15 protein-coding genes, 1 pseudogene and 1 CRISPR repeat array are annotated in these 17,017 nt (G+C 42.0%); of the genes and pseudogenes, 2 read left to right on the plus strand and 14 right to left on the minus strand.

Features of this window, described 5'->3' with window-relative positions:
- Positions 1-271: 271 nt before the first annotated feature.
- The 14 genes and pseudogenes from BUB87_RS15170 to infC all read right to left on the minus strand — a co-directional run.
- A pseudogene (locus BUB87_RS15170) lies at positions 272-718 on the minus strand (Rpn family recombination-promoting nuclease/putative transposase); the annotation flags it as partial.
- 346 nt (positions 719-1,064) lie between these two features.
- Entirely contained in the window at positions 1,065-1,502 is a 438-nt protein-coding gene (locus BUB87_RS04940; RefSeq protein ID WP_073342280.1) for a 2-thiouracil desulfurase family protein, read from the minus strand.
- A gap of 4 nt (positions 1,503-1,506) precedes the next feature.
- Complete coding sequence (locus tag BUB87_RS04945) at positions 1,507-3,873, minus strand: endonuclease MutS2 (RefSeq protein ID WP_268761594.1); 2,367 nt, start codon at positions 3,871-3,873, stop codon at positions 1,507-1,509.
- Between the two features lie 3 nt (positions 3,874-3,876).
- Positions 3,877-6,216 (minus strand): U32 family peptidase, encoded by a 2,340-nt coding sequence (locus BUB87_RS04950; RefSeq protein WP_073342282.1) that lies wholly within the window; start codon positions 6,214-6,216, stop codon positions 3,877-3,879.
- A 9-nt stretch (positions 6,217-6,225) separates the two neighbouring features.
- Entirely contained in the window at positions 6,226-6,606 is a 381-nt protein-coding gene (locus BUB87_RS04955; RefSeq protein WP_073342284.1) for a cell division protein ZapA, read from the minus strand.
- Between the two features lie 65 nt (positions 6,607-6,671).
- The gene (locus BUB87_RS04960; RefSeq protein ID WP_143156615.1) at positions 6,672-8,018 is read right to left on the minus strand and encodes a CCA tRNA nucleotidyltransferase; all 1,347 of its coding nucleotides are present in this window, start codon (positions 8,016-8,018) and stop codon (positions 6,672-6,674) included.
- Positions 8,019-8,023: 5 nt separating this feature from the next.
- Complete coding sequence (gene pheT / locus BUB87_RS04965; protein WP_073342288.1) at positions 8,024-10,417, minus strand: phenylalanine--tRNA ligase subunit beta; 2,394 nt, start codon at positions 10,415-10,417, stop codon at positions 8,024-8,026.
- A 15-nt stretch (positions 10,418-10,432) separates the two neighbouring features.
- Positions 10,433-11,443: a phenylalanine--tRNA ligase subunit alpha gene (pheS, locus tag BUB87_RS04970; protein ID WP_327021785.1), complete on the minus strand. Its 1,011-nt coding sequence runs from the start codon at positions 11,441-11,443 to the stop codon at positions 10,433-10,435.
- A gap of 4 nt (positions 11,444-11,447) precedes the next feature.
- The gene (locus tag BUB87_RS04975; RefSeq protein WP_073342292.1) at positions 11,448-12,233 is read right to left on the minus strand and encodes a TrmH family RNA methyltransferase; all 786 of its coding nucleotides are present in this window, start codon (positions 12,231-12,233) and stop codon (positions 11,448-11,450) included.
- A gap of 7 nt (positions 12,234-12,240) precedes the next feature.
- Positions 12,241-12,894 carry a potassium channel family protein gene (locus BUB87_RS04980; RefSeq protein ID WP_073342294.1) on the minus strand — a complete coding sequence of 218 codons (654 nt, stop codon included), beginning with the start codon at positions 12,892-12,894 and terminating at the stop codon, positions 12,241-12,243.
- A 19-nt stretch (positions 12,895-12,913) separates the two neighbouring features.
- Complete coding sequence (locus BUB87_RS04985) at positions 12,914-14,245, minus strand: TrkH family potassium uptake protein (protein WP_234945963.1); 1,332 nt, start codon at positions 14,243-14,245, stop codon at positions 12,914-12,916.
- A gap of 58 nt (positions 14,246-14,303) precedes the next feature.
- Positions 14,304-14,660: a 50S ribosomal protein L20 gene (gene rplT, locus BUB87_RS04990; protein WP_073342298.1), complete on the minus strand. Its 357-nt coding sequence runs from the start codon at positions 14,658-14,660 to the stop codon at positions 14,304-14,306.
- Between the two features lie 11 nt (positions 14,661-14,671).
- The gene (gene rpmI / locus BUB87_RS04995; protein WP_073342299.1) at positions 14,672-14,872 is read right to left on the minus strand and encodes a 50S ribosomal protein L35; all 201 of its coding nucleotides are present in this window, start codon (positions 14,870-14,872) and stop codon (positions 14,672-14,674) included.
- Positions 14,873-14,885: 13 nt separating this feature from the next.
- On the minus strand, positions 14,886-15,395 hold the full coding sequence (gene infC / locus BUB87_RS05000) for a translation initiation factor IF-3 (RefSeq protein ID WP_073342301.1): 510 nt from the start codon (positions 15,393-15,395) through the stop codon (positions 14,886-14,888).
- A gap of 267 nt (positions 15,396-15,662) precedes the next feature.
- Here infC and BUB87_RS14515 point away from each other — a divergent pair, with 267 nt between their 5' ends.
- Positions 15,663-15,824 (plus strand): helix-turn-helix domain-containing protein, encoded by a 162-nt coding sequence (locus BUB87_RS14515; protein ID WP_200792763.1) that lies wholly within the window; start codon positions 15,663-15,665, stop codon positions 15,822-15,824.
- A 110-nt stretch (positions 15,825-15,934) separates the two neighbouring features.
- Complete coding sequence (locus BUB87_RS14520; RefSeq protein WP_073342303.1) at positions 15,935-16,291, plus strand: hypothetical protein; 357 nt, start codon at positions 15,935-15,937, stop codon at positions 16,289-16,291.
- A gap of 361 nt (positions 16,292-16,652) precedes the next feature.
- Positions 16,653-17,014: direct repeats of the CRISPR family, unit length 25 nt; unit sequence ATTTCAATTCCACAATGGTCCGATT.
- Positions 17,015-17,017: the final 3 nt, after the last annotated feature.

Here is a 17,017-nt window from a genome sequence, read left to right on the forward strand (position 1 = left end):
CTATCTTTTTTATCATTAAGGAAGATTGATAAATACAAATTTCTATTGTTCAACAGTAATTCGATATAAGTATTAATAAGCTGGGTATATAGTTTTTGAATTTTTAGAAGCTCGTCCAATTTAATTCTTGTAGGTTTTCCATACAAAAATACACTTTTTGTATGTTCGCTCACATGATCACCTCCTTCCTGCTTATATTTTAGCACATATTCCCTTTACCCGCTGAATTCCGGCTTTCATCTCTACAATGAATTGGAGAGGATTCCCGCCGGTCCTTCCTAAACGCTATAGACCTCTTTCTATCTATGTCCACAGGTGCATCTTTGATTAAGTCCACGCACATCTTGAGATACTTCTCTTCTGCTTCGACCCTTCTCTTTCTATCAACTATCGGCAAAAGTGAATATAAATCAAAGTAGTTCGTTTCCGCTATATCTGAAAATTTGATTTCACCTATGTCTATTATCTTATACCTGTAATCGAGTTTGTTGTCCCCCATCGTATAGTTAATCCCGTTATCCATTTTAGCTTTATCCTTGCCTATATACAGTACCACCTGATACGGCTTAAGTCTGTGCTTCTCCATTATCTCCAATGCGTATCGCAGCATCCTACACGGCATCATTTTGTCGTTTTCGGACTGAAACTCTATATGAACGGCAATCTTTCCCGTATCCGTATCACACCTGAATATCATATCGCTGTCCCTGCGTTCCACTATCCCTAACATTTGGCAGCCATGCGCATATGCATCGTAAAACCGCTCGCCATCTATTTCGTACAAAATATCGGTTATGTTGTCGACCACTTCATCTATGTACTGCTCCAGCAAATATCCGTACAGTTCCGTACAGCCTTCTCCCTGACATGCCTGCATCATTGCACTTATTAATTTCTCCTTTAACTGCTCGTCTTCCCGTATCCTGTCCATTATCTCGCTTTCTATAACTTCACCCGTAAATGCTCAGGTAATCTTCCTGCCCGCTTGGTTCCTCAAAAAAGTCCGAAATGAATTGGAGCAGTACAATCGAAAGCTGGTTCATGCAAAAAATAAAAAGAGGTGTTTAGCCTCTTACTTCAACTAACAAGCCCTCTCTTTTGAGCAACTCTGCTGTGACTCCGTTGCCTTCAACCAGTTTTCTTGAAAAAGTACCGTCATAAATGCATCCCAAGCCACAGGAAGGACTTCTGGCTTTTAATATAACTTTTTCCGCTCCTACCTGCCTGGCTAATTTTAATACCTCATAAGCCCCTCTTAAATAATTCTCTGTCACATCCTCGCCTTTTGCATTTACAACCACTGCACGGCCCTCTAATACATCACTTCCCGCACCACCGCGTATTTCAGAAGGCAACCTGGGAGTAGCCAGGCCACCCAGTTGTTCAGGACACACAGGTATAGCTTTTCCTTCTTTTACAAGTCTATATACCTCTTCATCAATTGATGCCTTGCCGTCATATCTCGTATTGAGTCCAGCCAGACATGCGCTTACGATTATCATACTATCACCTCGATTTCAATTCTACAATGGTTACACCATCTCCACCCTCACCGTACCTACCCGGGCGGAAAGATTGTACGTGGCCGTTACTTTTCAAATACTGCCTTATGCCGTTTTTTAAAACCCCTGTTCCAATGCCGTGAATTACTGTTACCGTGCTTAAATTGGCCAGATATGCGTCATCAATATATTTATCCAGCTCCATTAACGCTTCTTCAAGATTTTTACCCCTTAAATCTATACTCGATGAAATATACATAGACTTCTGCGCTACCATCTTACCTATGCCAGACTTTTTTGACATAGCCTTCGCCGGCTTCTGTTTCTTTATATCGCTAATAGGCACATTTACTTTCATTATTCCCAGCTGTACCAACACCTCATCCCCATTGACCGATTGCACCACACCACGGTTGTTTAAGCTGATCACCAAAACCTCATCCCCTGGTTTTATATCCTCCGGCCGGGCGTCTGCGTATTGTTCCTGTTCCTCATCCTCTGGAAGCACCATACCCAGCATCCTGTTTATCTTCTCCTTAGCTGTTTCTATCTCTTTTATGCGCTGGCGCAAATCCCCTTCTTTCATTTCTTTTCTCAAATCTTTTAGCAATAAATCGGCTTCTCTGCGGACATCTATGAGCAAATTCGACGCTTCACGCCTGGCTTCATCCAATTTCTTTTTGTATTCTAATTTTAGTTCCCGTATTTTCTCTTCATATTCCCTCTTAAGGTTATCCAGCTGTATCCTTAAAGCTTCAGCTTCTTTCCGCTCTTTTTCTGCCATGTTGCGTTTATTCTCAAGGTCTATCACTAGATCTTCAAATTTTATGTTCTCATCGGTCAAAAACCCTCTGGCATGTTCTATGATGCTCTCATCAAGCCCCAACCTGCGGGATATCTCATAGGCATTACTCTTGCCTGGAACCCCTATTAACAACCTGTAGGTTGGCCTCAACGTCTCCACGTCAAACTCTACAGAAGCGTTCTCCGCAAACTCCTTGGTCAAGGCGTATGCCTTTAGTTCGCTGTAATGGGTCGTAGCTATGGTTATAGCCCCTATGCTGCTTACCCTATCCAGTATAGCCATGGCCAATGAGGCCCCTTCCGCTGGATCTGTACCCGCTCCTAATTCATCAAATAGCACAAGGGAATTGCTGTTTACATTTTTTAGTATCTCAACAATATTGGTCATATGAGCTGAGAACGTGCTCAAGCTCTGTTCTATACTCTGCTCATCGCCGATGTCGGCAAATATTCTGTCAAAAACGGCTATAGTCGTACCTTCATCGGCGCTTATGTGCAATCCTGCCTGGGCCATAAGCGTCAGCAGCCCTACCGTTTTAAGAGTAACCGTCTTACCACCTGTATTTGGACCTGTTATAATGAGGGTTGTAAACTGGTCTCCCACATATATATCTATAGGGACGACTACATCAGCGTCTATTAAAGGATGTCTTGCTCCTTTTAAGTTTATATACCTGGAATTATTGAGCACAGGTTCTACTCCATTCATCTTAAAGCTTAATAAAGCTTTTGCAAATATAAAATCAAGCTTTGCGAGAATATCCTGATTTGACCGCAACATATCCGCATTGGCTGCTACCATGTCAGAAAGCTCCATTAAAATCCTCTCTATCTCGTCCCGCTCTTTTAATCTCAGCTGATTAATATCATTGTTTGCCTCCACTATAGCCATGGGTTCGATAAAAAGTGTTGCACCGCTGCTGGACTGATCGTGTATAATCCCGGGAATGGCATTCCTGTATTCCTGTTTAACAGGCAATACATATCTGTTACCCCTCATAGTTATGATATTGTCCTGCAACATCTTCTGGTAATTGGGCGAGGAAATGTATGAGTTGAGCTTTTCCCTTATCTTTTCATTCATATTGATAATCTGCTTTCTGATATTATAAAGGGCTGGACTTGCCGTATCTGCCATCTCTTCTTCGGAAATGATAGCCCTTGTAATGCTGTCGTGTAGCGTTCGATTAACTTTTAACCCGTTTATATAATCTTTTAATAGTACCAAATCGTCATCTTCATCCCCTAGATAGGACTTGACCTTTTCAGCAATTTTTAGGCACTGAGCTATCTTAAGGAGCTCACCCATAGACAATACCCCGCCCATTTCTGCCCTTCTAACAGAATTTTTGATATCTACAAGGCCTTCCAGCGATATACTTCCTTTCCTGTAAATAAGGTTTTTAGCTTCGGTGGTCTCCCTAAGATATGTTTTAACCCTGTCAATATCTGACGTAGGGATGAGCTTTTCAGCCATTTCCCTGCCCATTTCGCTGGCCGTACACTCTTTCAACCTGTCTATCACCCTGTCGTATTCCAGCATCCTGAGTGTTTTTTCGCTTACCAATAGTTATTCCACCCCTTTATAAAAATGCCCTCTGGTAAAATCCAAAATCTTCCTTTTTATAATATCCGCACATTTAAAATCACCATCCAGGCACGACCTGTAACACCTTACCACATCATATACGTTGCTGCCCTTAATAGGAAAATCCAACCTTAGATTTTTGACGCCTGTGCGCAATACGTCATCTATCTTATCAGCCATAAACAGAGGCCTGGAATTGTATATAATGGTATAATTTTCTCCATTTAATCCATCCGGGCGACCCTCAGTCTCTACAGGAAAAACAGCCCCAGTTTGATCCCTCAGGCCCCAAATACCTTGATCCAATACTTTTTTTACCGGATTGTAAGGCGTTATCATAGCCGGTATATAGCCATGGGTTATGACCATAAGCTTTCCACCCACGCGATATGCAATCTCTCTTATCTGAGACAGCTTGAGCTCAGGCGATAAGGTAATCACATCAACACCCTGCTGCCTTAAAACATAAGCCGTCTGGGAATTAAATACATTAAGCGTATAATCGCCATCCAGTATAAAACCCTCACTCTTTAATGGCTGAACAAGCCCCATATTCGATATAACCGCTCTTTTAACGCCCTGATGAGCAAGCTTTTTCGCCGTATCCATAATATCCTTCAAAAGTTCATTCCTGGTAATGTAAGGTAAAGCCCAGGCAAATTCCACGCCTTTTGATACACACATATCCAACACCTTAATCATTTCTTCCGCGTCCATAGACTGAAAGTATATCCCATCTATCCCTGCTTCAACGGCTTTCTCTGCATCCTGAACAATTTTTACCTTTGCGTAGAGCTTAACCCTATCTTCCACCGGCACCGGATTTACCCGGTACTCAGGCTCCTTCAAGGTTCTCTGCCCTGTAAAGCACCTGGCCAACGTCAATTCATCAAGAGCTCTTCGTCTCACACTGTTTATCTCACTTATGGGCAATATGACACCCTCATCCATATCCACATCTACGCAGCTTATGGCATATGGCGTACTGCCGGTTTTTTGTATTTGCTCTTTTACTCTGACGGGTTCAAGGGGCTTTTTAACAGCCTTTTCAACATCTACAAAGCCCTTCACTTCAACAGTATTTTTCCCATCCCATACCACAAGCTTCATCGGCTGATTCAATCTGATCTCCGCGCGGGCTTTAACGCTTATCTTCTGTCCATAAATATCCTCATATGATTTTCTAGCTCTGTCAATAAGCCTGGCATCAAATGTCCTGTATACATCTCCCGGCTTTACGTCTTTTACAGGAATTTCTACGCGGCCATCGGCTTTATCAACCTTCTTGCCGTTTTTAAAAATCGCCGATATCGTAAATCCGGTATCACCTATCATTATGCCGTCGCCTACAGATACTGTCACGTCAAAGTCAAAACTGCCTATGCCTTTTTTGACACTCAAAAGCCTGCCTACATATACGCCGCGGTTTTTCGGGCTTTCAGGGTTTACCACATCTTCTGGATTCTCGCCCAGGATATAACCCCGAGTAAATTTCCTGTTGAAAATGGCCTCTAAATCCCGACGATCTTGTTCTGAAAGCATACCATCCAGAGCTGACCTGTAAGCGCGTATAACCGTAGCCACATACTCAGGTCTTTTCATCCTCCCCTCTACCTTAAGGGAAGCTACTCCTGCGTTGACGATATCCTTCAGCCAATCTATGGTATTTAAATCCTTCATGCTCAAAAGGTAGCGAGCATCTCCTATGGCCTTACCGCCATAAACCAACTGATACAGCTTCCTGCATGGTTGCGCACACCTTCCTCTATTTCCGCTGCGCCCACCTATCAGACTGCTCAAAAGACATTGACCAGAGTAGGATACGCAAAGAGCACCGTGCACAAATACCTCTATTTCCATAGGGGTATTCGCCGTTATATTCCTTATCTCATCAAGAGTCAGCTCCCTTGCCAGCACAACCCGTTTAAATCCCATGCGGTGCAAAAATTTGACGCCTTCTGTATTGTGTACAGTCATCTGGGTGCTGGCGTGGACGGGTAATCCCATATCTATCATCACCTTTGCGGCACCCAGATCCTGTACTATAAAGGCGTCTACTCCCATTTTATAAGCATCGGCAGCATATGATACCATCTCTTTAAGTTCGCCATCATCTACCAAGGTGTTTACCGTCATATATAGCTTTTTGCCATAGAGATGGCAGTAATCTATGGCTTTTTTTAACGTATCCCTATCAAAATTTTGAGCATATGCTCTTGCACTAAAAGCAGTTCCACCTGCGTATACTGCATCAGCGCCATTTTGCACTGCTGCAACCAACGCATCCCAACTTCCTGCAGGTGCTAACAATTCTACACGCATTTGATCATCTCACTTCAGTTTTCGTATTTTGCTGTTTTGGTTGTCAAAGGTATTTATGAATTCATCCAGCTCATTGCGGCTTTTTTCCAATTCTTCTTTCAATCTCTGATTTTCCTGAACCAATGACATGACTTTATTTTGTAATTCGCTTAATTGTGCTGATAGCATCTCTTTTTCCCGTTTTTCCCTCTCCAGTTCATCAGCGATATTTATAGCCGTCAGGATATATACCATAACTGTGCTCAATTTTTTATTATGTTCACTGACTTCTGCAATCTTTTTGTCCACATAAAGGGCCAATTTATGCATATATTCTTCAGGAACAGTTCCTTTCATCACGTACTCATGTCCATTTATCTTTACAACCGTCTTTTTGGTCTCCTCTCCCATAAACAACACCACCTTAAAGCTTATAGCCTTGCCTTTATTTATTCTTCCCCATTAAATATAATTCTCTAATTGCTTTGCTTTTCCTGCAAGCCTTCTTTACTTTTTAAGTATTCCCGCGCCAGCATTATCAAATCACCATATCGATTCTTTTCGGGGTGATCAAGGACTATCTCCAGAAGATACTTTAACACCTGTCCTATAATAGGACCTTCTTTTAAGCCAAATCTCGCTTTAAGGTCGTTGCCATCAATTTTTAGATCTTTCACTGTAAAGGCATTCTCCTGGTTCTTAATAACCTCCAGATCTTTTATAAGCTTTTCAAGGCTTTTGCCCAGGAGCACCTTTGCTCCTCCCGCCATCCTGTCGGCTTTTCTCAATTCGATGAGGTCGTATACCCCATCCCATCCCAATTTAGCCACAAGTCTCCTGGCTGCCGAGAGGGTAGATTGATGATTATAAGTAAACATATGATTCTTGACTAGAAGCAACACCTTATTGATGATATCATTAGGATACTTAAGCCTGCGCAAAACCTTGCTGGCAATCTCGGTAGATTTATACTCATGCCCATAAAAATGGCGTCCGCTTTCATCTTCAAAAACTGTATACGGTTTTCCTATATCGTGTAAAAGCGCTGCCAGCCTTATATGCAACACAGGTGGTGCCATAATACATGCCACCAGATTGTGTTCCAGTACATCATAGACATGGCTTCCAATCTGTTCTAAACCCATGCCATCCATAAGTTCGGGTATTATATACTCCATAAGTCCCGTTATTACAAGGGTATACAGGCCGTCCCTGGCATATGGGCTTAGCAAAAGCTTGTTAAGCTCATCCCTTATCCTTTCTTTTGAAATAGTAGAAAGTTCCTGTTTATGGGCTACCAGTGCGTAATACGTAGAATTTTCTATGCTAAAGCCCAGCTGGGCCTGAAACCTGGCTGCCCTTATCGCCCTCAGAGGATCTTCCCATATGCGCCTGGTAGAACCTGTGCACCTGATAATGCGGTTCTTTAAATCCTCCAGGCCTTTATATGGATCTATAAATACATCGTCTATAGGATCGTATGCCATAGAATTGATGGTAAAATCCCTTCTGGACAGGTCTGTATAGATAGTGCCACCCATTTTATACGTAGGCTTACGCCCGGGAGCATCGTTTCGAAATGGGGTTATCTCTATCTTAACCCCATTTCTTATGAGCAACATGGTACCAAAATCGCCATACGGAATAATGCCGCGAAAAATTCGCGACATCTCTTCCGGCAAAGCATTTGTCGTTATATCCCAATCATTGCTCTCCTTGCCCAGCAGGAGATCTCTTAAAGCTCCTCCTACTACATAAGCCTCGTAACCATTGGCTTTAAATTCTTTACATATATCCACTATGAACTTCGGTATCTCGTACATCGCCCTCATCTTAACCTTGCTCCAAACTCTCTATTTAATTCCTCCACTATTTTATCAAAAACCTCATTGACCTCCTGATCTACAAGGGTCCTCTCCCTGGACCTGAACACTATTGAAAACGCCACGCTTTTGTGGCCCGCTGGCACAGGATCGCCCCTGTAAACATCAAACAGTGTTACACGTTCTACCAGCTCTCCACCACTTCTATGGATAACCTCTTCTATCTCTGCCACTGGCACTTCGTCTGATACGATGATAGCCAGATCCCTTGTAACAGCAGGAAACTTTGGCAACGGCCTGTATGTTTTAGCCATATTGGCCTCTTTAAAGACCATGTTCAAATTAATTTCTCCTAGATATACCCTTTTATTCAAATGGTATATCTCTGCCACATCGGGGTGCACTTCGCCAATTATGCCCACCTTTTGGCCGTTGATGAAAATCTCTGCACTTCTACCGGGATGGAAGGTAGGATCATTTGCCGCTCTAAATTGCGCCCTGATGTTGCACAGATTAAAATACGTCTCTACAATGCCCTTTATGTCATAAAAATCTACTCCATCGCCGTACATCCCAATAGACAACATTCTCACTTCAACAGGCAATTCCTTGAGAGGCAATGCTTTGGGCAGGTAAACCCTTCCTATCTCATAGGCACCAGCCTTTTCTATCTGTCTGTTCATGTTCATGGACAAAACATCCAGCATGGATGGAAGCATGGTAGTCCTCATTACGCTATACTCTTCTCCAAGAGGATTGGCAATCACTATGGCGTTTCTCCTGGGATCTTCTGCGGTTAAAAGTATATTGTCGAAAACTTTAGGACTTACAAAAGAATACGTGATAACCTCGTTTAACCCGCAAGCTCCCATCACATCTCTTGTCATATCCTCAAGCTTCTGCTCATAGGTCTTTAATCCCACCCTGGTCGTGGACCTATCCAGAAGCGATTCAGCTATATTGTCATAGCCGTGTAGCCTGGCTATCTCCTCAGCAATATCTGCTTCCATTTTTAAGTCTTGCCTGTATGTAGGCACGGTCACATCAATAATCCCATCTTTTATCGCGCATTTCAAGCCCAACTTTTCCAGTAAGCTGATCATGTATTCCGCAGTCAACTCTGTTCCGAGCAGCTGATTTATCCGCTGTGGCCTTACAGCTATATTCCACGGCTCCACTGCTTTTTTATAGACATCTATAGTCCCTTTGAGCACCTCTCCTGCACCGATTTCCTGTATCAGCTGTGCTGCCCTATTGACAGCATCCATCGCGAGATTAGGATCTATTCCCCTTTCAAATCTGGAAGACGCCTCGCTTCTCAACCCCAGTTTTCTGGAGGTCTGCCTTACACTGCTGCCGTTAAAGTTGGCTGATTCTATGAGTATCATTTTAGTATCATCAGTGATCTCCGTATCCAGGCCACCCATCACGCCTGCTATAGCCACAGGTCTTTCGGCATCAGCTATCACCAGCATACTATCATCCAGCTCTCTCAAACGATGGTCAATAGTTTCTATCGTCTCTCCCTTTTTAGCCCGCCTTACTATAATCTTCCTGCCTCTTACTTTTTCCAGATCAAAGGCATGAAGAGGCTGTCCCAGCTCCAACATCACATAATTTGTGACATCCACGATGTTATTTATAGGCCTCACACCCGACTTGATAAGCCTCTGCTGCATCCACATAGGTGAAGGACCTATCTTTATGTTTTTCACAATTCTTGCCACGTACCTTGAACAGAGATCATCAGCGATAATCTCTACATCGGCGTAGGCAGCCGCCGCTTCATCAACCTCTTTCACCTCAATAACAGGAGGGCGCAGCTGGCTGTCAAAGACCGCTACCGCTTCTCTGGCCATTCCCACCATGCTCATGCAATCAGACCTATTATGTGTAAGCTCAAAATCTATAACTACGTCATCAAGCCCCAGCGCAGCCTTAGCATCCATACCCAGGGGCAGCTCAGGCAGTATGTATATACCTCCTCTGGACTCACCTGAAACATACTGTTCGTCTATGCCCAGCTCCTCTGCGGAGCACAACATGCCAAAGGATTCCTCGCCCCTTAACTTCTGCTTTCTTATCTTTATGCCATTAGGCAGAGTAGCGCCTATTTTAGCTACCGGAACGTATGCACCCACAAAGACGTTGGTAGCTCCTGTGATTATCTGCAAAAGCTCATCTTTCACATCAACAAGGCATATTAAAAGCTTATCAGCTGAAGGGTGCTTCTTTATGTCTACAATGCGCCCTATAACTACACCCTCTATGTCTTCGCCCAATACCTTATACGTCTCTACTTTTGAACCCGACATGGTAAACTTCTCTACGATCTCTTTTACATCCATTTCCTCGCTTATATCCACATAATCCCTTAACCAATTCATCGACACCAGCATATCATCACCTCCTGTTTAAAATTGTTCTATAAATCTCATATCATTTTCAAACAACAGCCTCATGTCGTCGATTCCATACTTTAACATGGCTATTCTATCGAGTCCCATACCGAATGCAAAACCGCTATATACTTCGGGATCTACCCCTGCCATGGCCAGGACCTTTGGATGTACCATCCCCGCACCAAGTATCTCAATCCAACCGGTATTGCCGCAAACCCTGCAACCCTTCCCTCCGCAGACAAAACATGTCACATCCACTTCCGCACTGGGCTCTGTAAACGGGAAATAGCTCGGCCTGAATTTAGTCTTGGTATTTGGACCAAAAAACTCTCTGGCAAAAACGCCTAACACCCCTTTTAAATCACCCATTGTCACATGCTTATCCACCACAAGCCCTTCTATCTGATGGAAAATAGGCGAATGAGTAGCATCAACCTCATCAGATCTATAAACTCTCCCGGGCACAATGACCCTTATAGGTGGCTTATGTTTTTCCATCGTCCTTATCTGCACAGGGGACGTCTGGCTTCTCAAGACAATGTCTTCATTTATGTAAAAGCTATCCTGTATATCTCGCGATGGGTGGTTTTTAGGTATATTAAGGGCTTCAAAATTATAGTAATCCAGTTCAACCTCCGGTCCATCTTCAGGGCTGTCCACGATATCAAATCCCATACCTAAAAATATATCCTTTATCTGGTCCAGAGTAGATGTCAGGGGATGTCTCTTACCTATCGTCCTAATCTTACCAGGCATGGTCACATCGATTTTTTCTCTCTGTAATCTAGCTTCCTTTTCTCTCTTTGAGATATCCTCTCTCGCCTTAGTCAGTATCTCCTCTATATAATCCCTCAATTGGTTGGCTATCTGACCCATAACAGGTCTTTCTTCAGGAGGCAGCTTTCCCATGCCTTTCAAAACCTCTGTCAGCAAACCTTTTTTGCCCATATATTTTATCCTGATTTTTTCCAGATCGTCAAGATGCACCGCCTTTGCAATCTCTTCAGTAACCTGAGACTTCATGCTCTCAAGCTTTTCTCTCACCGCACAAACCTCCTTTTTTCCTCTGCCTTAAAGCTTCGTATAAGATAACAGCAGCAGATGCCGCCACATTTAGCGATTCAGCCAATCCGACCATGGGTATCTTCACCAGATGGTCGGCCTGTGATTCGCTGATACTGCTGATCCCATTGCCCTCATTGCCAAATACCACGGCGCTATTCATAAAATTTATATCGTACGGATACATATCGCCATTTAAGCTGGTAGCTATAACTCTTATACCCCTTTTTTTAAGAAAATCATATGCTGACAATAGATCGTCTATATAAACCACGGGAATGTGGAAAATACTGCCCATAGATGCCCTTATAGCTTTTGAATTGTATATGTCACCCGTACCCTTTACAGCGATTATGCCGCTCACGCCCATAGCATCGGCTGTCCTTATAATAGTGCCTATATTGCCTGGATCCTGAAGCCCGTCTAAGACTACTATAAGATTATTTTCCCCTTTTATTATATCGTTCAATCCATGTTCTTCCATGTTAACCACAGCCATTATACCCTGAGGTGACTCTACTTCACTGAGCTTGCTCAAGACCTTTTCGCTTACGACATATGTTTTAATGCCGCTATAATAAGTCTTCTCGTCAACGGTAAGAATGTACTCAACCGGAGCATTACTTTTCAGCGCTTCCTCTACCAATTTTATTCCCTCTATCGTATATTTTTTCAGTTGTTGACGATATTTCTTTTGTTTCAGGCTCATAGTCAATTTAACCACAGGGTTGTCAAGACTTGTAATCACCATTGCGTCTTCAAATCCTTTTCTCCAATTTCTTTATATCCGCATTCTTTCCACATACCACCAGAATATCTCCGTCCTCTATTATATAATCTGCACCTGGTGATACCACTATTTCTTCTCCCATTTTCTTTGCCGCTATGACATTTAAACCATATCTCTTTCTCATATTTATCTCCTGTAAGCTCTTTTGTACCCATTCATCTAGTGGAATAATCTCTATAATGCTGTATTCCTTCGATAGCTCTATAAAATCCAATAAATTCGTAGAGACAATACTGCGGGCAACCCTTATGCCCATTTCTTTTTCGGGCATAACCACCCTGTCAGCTCCAACCCTGTAAAGAACCCTGGCGTGCAATTCATTATGAGCCTTAGCTATGACATATTTTACCCCCAGATCTTTGACCAGCATCGTCACCATAGTGCTCGATTGCATATCGCTCCCTATGGTCACCACGGCTACATCAAAATTTTTGACACCCAATGATTTAAGCACGTTTTCATCGGTAGCGTCAGCCTGAACAGCGTGAGTCACTGAATCAGATATAGACTGAACCAGCTCCTCATCTTTATCTATAGCGAGCACGTCATTGCCCATCTCATAAAGGGATCTGGCTACGCTTACCCCAAAGCTCCCCAATCCAATAACAACAAACTGTTTCATACCACTCCACCTCGTTTTTTTACCCTACCATCACTTTTTCGTCAGCAAATTTCATTATAGCTTTGTTTTTCTTCTGCCTCTGAGCCAACGCCATCGCCAGTGTAAGCGGACCAACTCTTCCACTATACATTGTAAGTATTATAACAATCCTGCCAATCACAGTCAACTTTGGAGTCAACCCCAGGGAAAGGCCGACGGTTCCAAAAGCAGAGGTCACCTCATATAACTCGGTTAAAAAATTTGATGCCTCAGTCACAGATAAAACCATCGTAACAGACAAAACAATGCAGATGCTTATAAACGCAATGGCTATTGACCTGTACACAATAGACCTTGGGATAGTCCGCTTAAAAGTCACAGTTTCATCATTGCCTTTTATAACAGAGAGAACCGTAAAGAGGATAACTCCAAAAGTGGTCGTCTTGATACCGCCTCCAGTTCCAGCAGGAGAAGCCCCTATAAACATGAGTATGATGGTCAGAAATTTAGACGCCGTCGTCATATCCGGAAGCGATAAGGTGTTAAAGCCCGCCGTTCTTGGGGTAACAGATTGAAACAGCGACGCCAATATCTTTGTTGAAAAATCTAACGGCTTTAAAGTCTTTGGGTTGTTGTACTCCAATAAAAATATGAGCAGTGCACCGACAACTATTAAGAAGAACGTAATTGTTATCACAAGTCTTGTATGCAAAGTGCATTCATGCAAATGTTTCTGCTGATATATATCCAGAAGGACGTAAAAGCCCAAACCTCCAAAGATTATCAAACCCATTATCACAAGGTTTACAACCCAATCCGAAACATACCCTGTCAAACTATTAAAATTACCCATAAGATCAAAACCTGCATTATTGAACGCAGATATAGAATGGAATAAGCCGTAATATACAGCCTTCTTTAATCCCATCTGGGGCAAAAACCTCAAACTTAAAATAACGGCACCTGTGCTTTCAAACAAGAAGGTTACTATAAGTATATATTTAGCAAATTTAACTATACCTTCGAGGCTATTTACATTAAAAGCCTCCTGCATGACAAGCCTCTCTTTAAAGGTTATTTTTCTGCCCAGAATCAAGGCAAAAAGCGTTGACATAGCCATGATTCCAAGGCCACCTATCTGTATCAATAGCATTATGACTACCTGACCAAAGGTAGACCAATAAGTACCCGTATCTACCACTACAAGACCTGTAACACAGACAGCCGATGTAGCTGTAAATAATGCCGTCAAAAAGCCCGCACTTTCTCCGCTCTTAGTAGCTATAGGCAATGTCAGCAGCAAGGCCCCAATCAATATGACAGCAGCAAATCCTAAAACAAGTACCTGAGTTGGCGCTAATTTCACCTTAATAGTAATCACCTTCTTTATACAGAAGAAGGCCTCAAGGGCCTTCTCGATTAATTATTATTTACGCATTTAATTTTTGCTTTGCAACTTCTGCCAACTGAGAGAATGCCTTACTGTCATTAACAGCCAGGTCTGCCAGCATCTTTCTGTTAATCTCAACGCCTGCAAGCTTTAAGCCGTTCATAAATCTATTATATGTCAAACCATTGAGGCGGGCAGCTGCATTTATCCTCATTATCCATAACCGCCTGAAATTTCTCTTCTTTTGCTTGCGCCCGATATAAGCATACTGCAGCGATTTCATGACAGCCTGATTGGCAACTCTATATAGCTTGCTCTTTGCTCCAAAGTAGCCTTTCGCAAGCTTTAAAATCTTCTTATGTCTTCTTCTCGTTACAATTCCACCTTTTACTCTCATGTCAATACCTCCTATTCAGCATAAGGCAACAATCTTCTGACCTTTTTGAAATCAGATCCACTAACAATGGTGTTTTTACGCAAATTCCTCTTGCGCTTTGCATCTTTCTTTGTAAGTAAATGGCTTTTATACGCTTTTGCTCTTTTAATCTTGCCGCTCCCTGTAAATCTAAACCTCTTAGCGGCGGAACGGTTTGTCTTCATTTTCGGCATCTTAAAATCCTCCTTATTCCTTTGGCGAAATTATCATGAACATGTTCTTGTTATCGATTACAGGTTTTTTTTCAACTATGCCATCATCCTTCAGCACTTCGGCAAACCTGTTCAAGAGGTCATTGGCAATGTCCGTATAATTCATCTCGCGGCCCCTAAATCGTATTGTGACCTTCACTTTATTGCCATCTTTTAAAAACTTCTGAGCACTTTTTACTTTTACATTAAAATCGTGATCTTCAATACCCGGTGTCATCCTAATTTCTTTTACCTCTATGATCTTCTGCTTCTTACGGGCCTCTTTTTCTTTTTTTGTCTGCTGGTATTTATACTTACCATAGTCCATGAGTTTGCAAACCGGCGGATTTGCATTGGGGGCAACTTTAACCAGATCCAATTGTCTTTTGTTTGCTATAATCTGAGCATCCCTGGCAGACATTATGCCAATTTGCTGCCCGTCAACATCTATCAGCCTGACCTCTTTATCGCGAATTTCCTCATTAACCTGTAGATCGTTATTAATAAAAACACACCTCCCAGTTTTTTACACAAAAAAAGCGGGTCTTCTCACCCACCAATCAATACGCTTCTTAAAACCGTATTGACCTTACAACCATTGGCGTAAGGTGAGAGTACATACTCTACTTGCTTTTAATGTTACGATGTAAATTATAACAAATCTTTATAGTCGCGTCAAGCCTAAGTTTAACATTGTGTGTTGTTATTCTATGATATTGTCATATTAAAAGTATTCTGCAATAATGTCAGTATGAGAAAGGAACGATATTGTATGACAAAAAGAGAAGTACAAAAATTAATCGTTATCAATAAAATCATTGATGGAATATTGACTATCAGGGAAGCTGCGCAGGCTTTGAACCTAAGCGAACGTCAAATTTTTAGACTTAAGAAGGGGGTTAAAGAACAAGGTGAATCTATGGTATACCTTTAAGTCTCTATACTGATAGACATACTATTTTTGTATCACCTAATAAGGACAAACTTTCTATTGAAGAACAGTTAGAAGGTAAAACAGTAAATCAAACTCAGTTTGAAAGGGCTATGAGCGAATTAGGCATAATCATCATAAATGCTAGATCTCCTCTCTTTAGAAAACTGCCTTCCAATATCGATTTAGACAATATACTTTGCATTAAGAAGACCAGAACGGTTGATAATGGCGGCGTATTTTCTCTGGATGGTCAGTATTATCAGCTGGTAGATGAAAAGGGTAAAATAGCACCCGTTACCCCTCGGGCTAAGATAACCGTTCTTACAAGCCCCAAGATAGATATACGGGTTCCTACTCCCGACCATCCTTGGAAGCAGGAGCAGCAAAAGACACCTTCATACTGGTACGTGGAATCAGACAGAGAGATTTTAGAGGCTCTGAACAATTTCACGTGTGCCTGGCGATAACCAGGCTAAGGATTTTGGGCTTACAGCTTAATTTTATAATAGCTGCTGAATAAAGGTGTGTCAAGGACAAGCGAAGCTTGTTCGCTTTATCCTTGGCGCGCCGAATAAAGCAGCTAAACTTTTCCAGGCTGTAAGCCTTAGATGAGGTATTGTCTTTTGCTAATTAATGGTTATATATGTATCTATATCATATTAATGTAAACTACGTTTAGATTTTAATGTTGAATTTCCATGGCATAATTATGATCTAATAGCTATTTTATAGTAAATATTCTCTTTAGCTATGACATTTTTGATGAATAAATATTGACCTTTTACTATGACATTTTCATTGATTATTGACAAACGAACAATTGAGCCAATTTCAATTCCACAATGGTCCGATTGAAACGAACATACTTTAAGGGCAATCAACATGCTTTTAAAGGCATTTCAATTCCACAATGGTCCGATTAAAACTGAAATTCTATCGGACGGCATCATATGCGGCAACTGGGATTTCAATTCCACAATGGTCCGATTAAAACAGAAACGATAGTATCAAAGACTCTTGAAGGAGAATTATTTCAATTCCACAATGGTCCGATTGAAACGATGTACTCGGGAACACGATTGAGCAGATGAGTATATTCATTTCAATTCCACAATGGTCCGATTGAAACTCAGCATATGCGATTGCGACATGGAGGGTTGAACATATTTCAATTCCACAATGGTCCGATTGAA

This window comes from Caldanaerobius fijiensis DSM 17918 (assembly GCF_900129075.1).
Taxonomy (GTDB): domain Bacteria; phylum Bacillota; class Thermoanaerobacteria; order Thermoanaerobacterales; family Caldanaerobiaceae; genus Caldanaerobius; species Caldanaerobius fijiensis.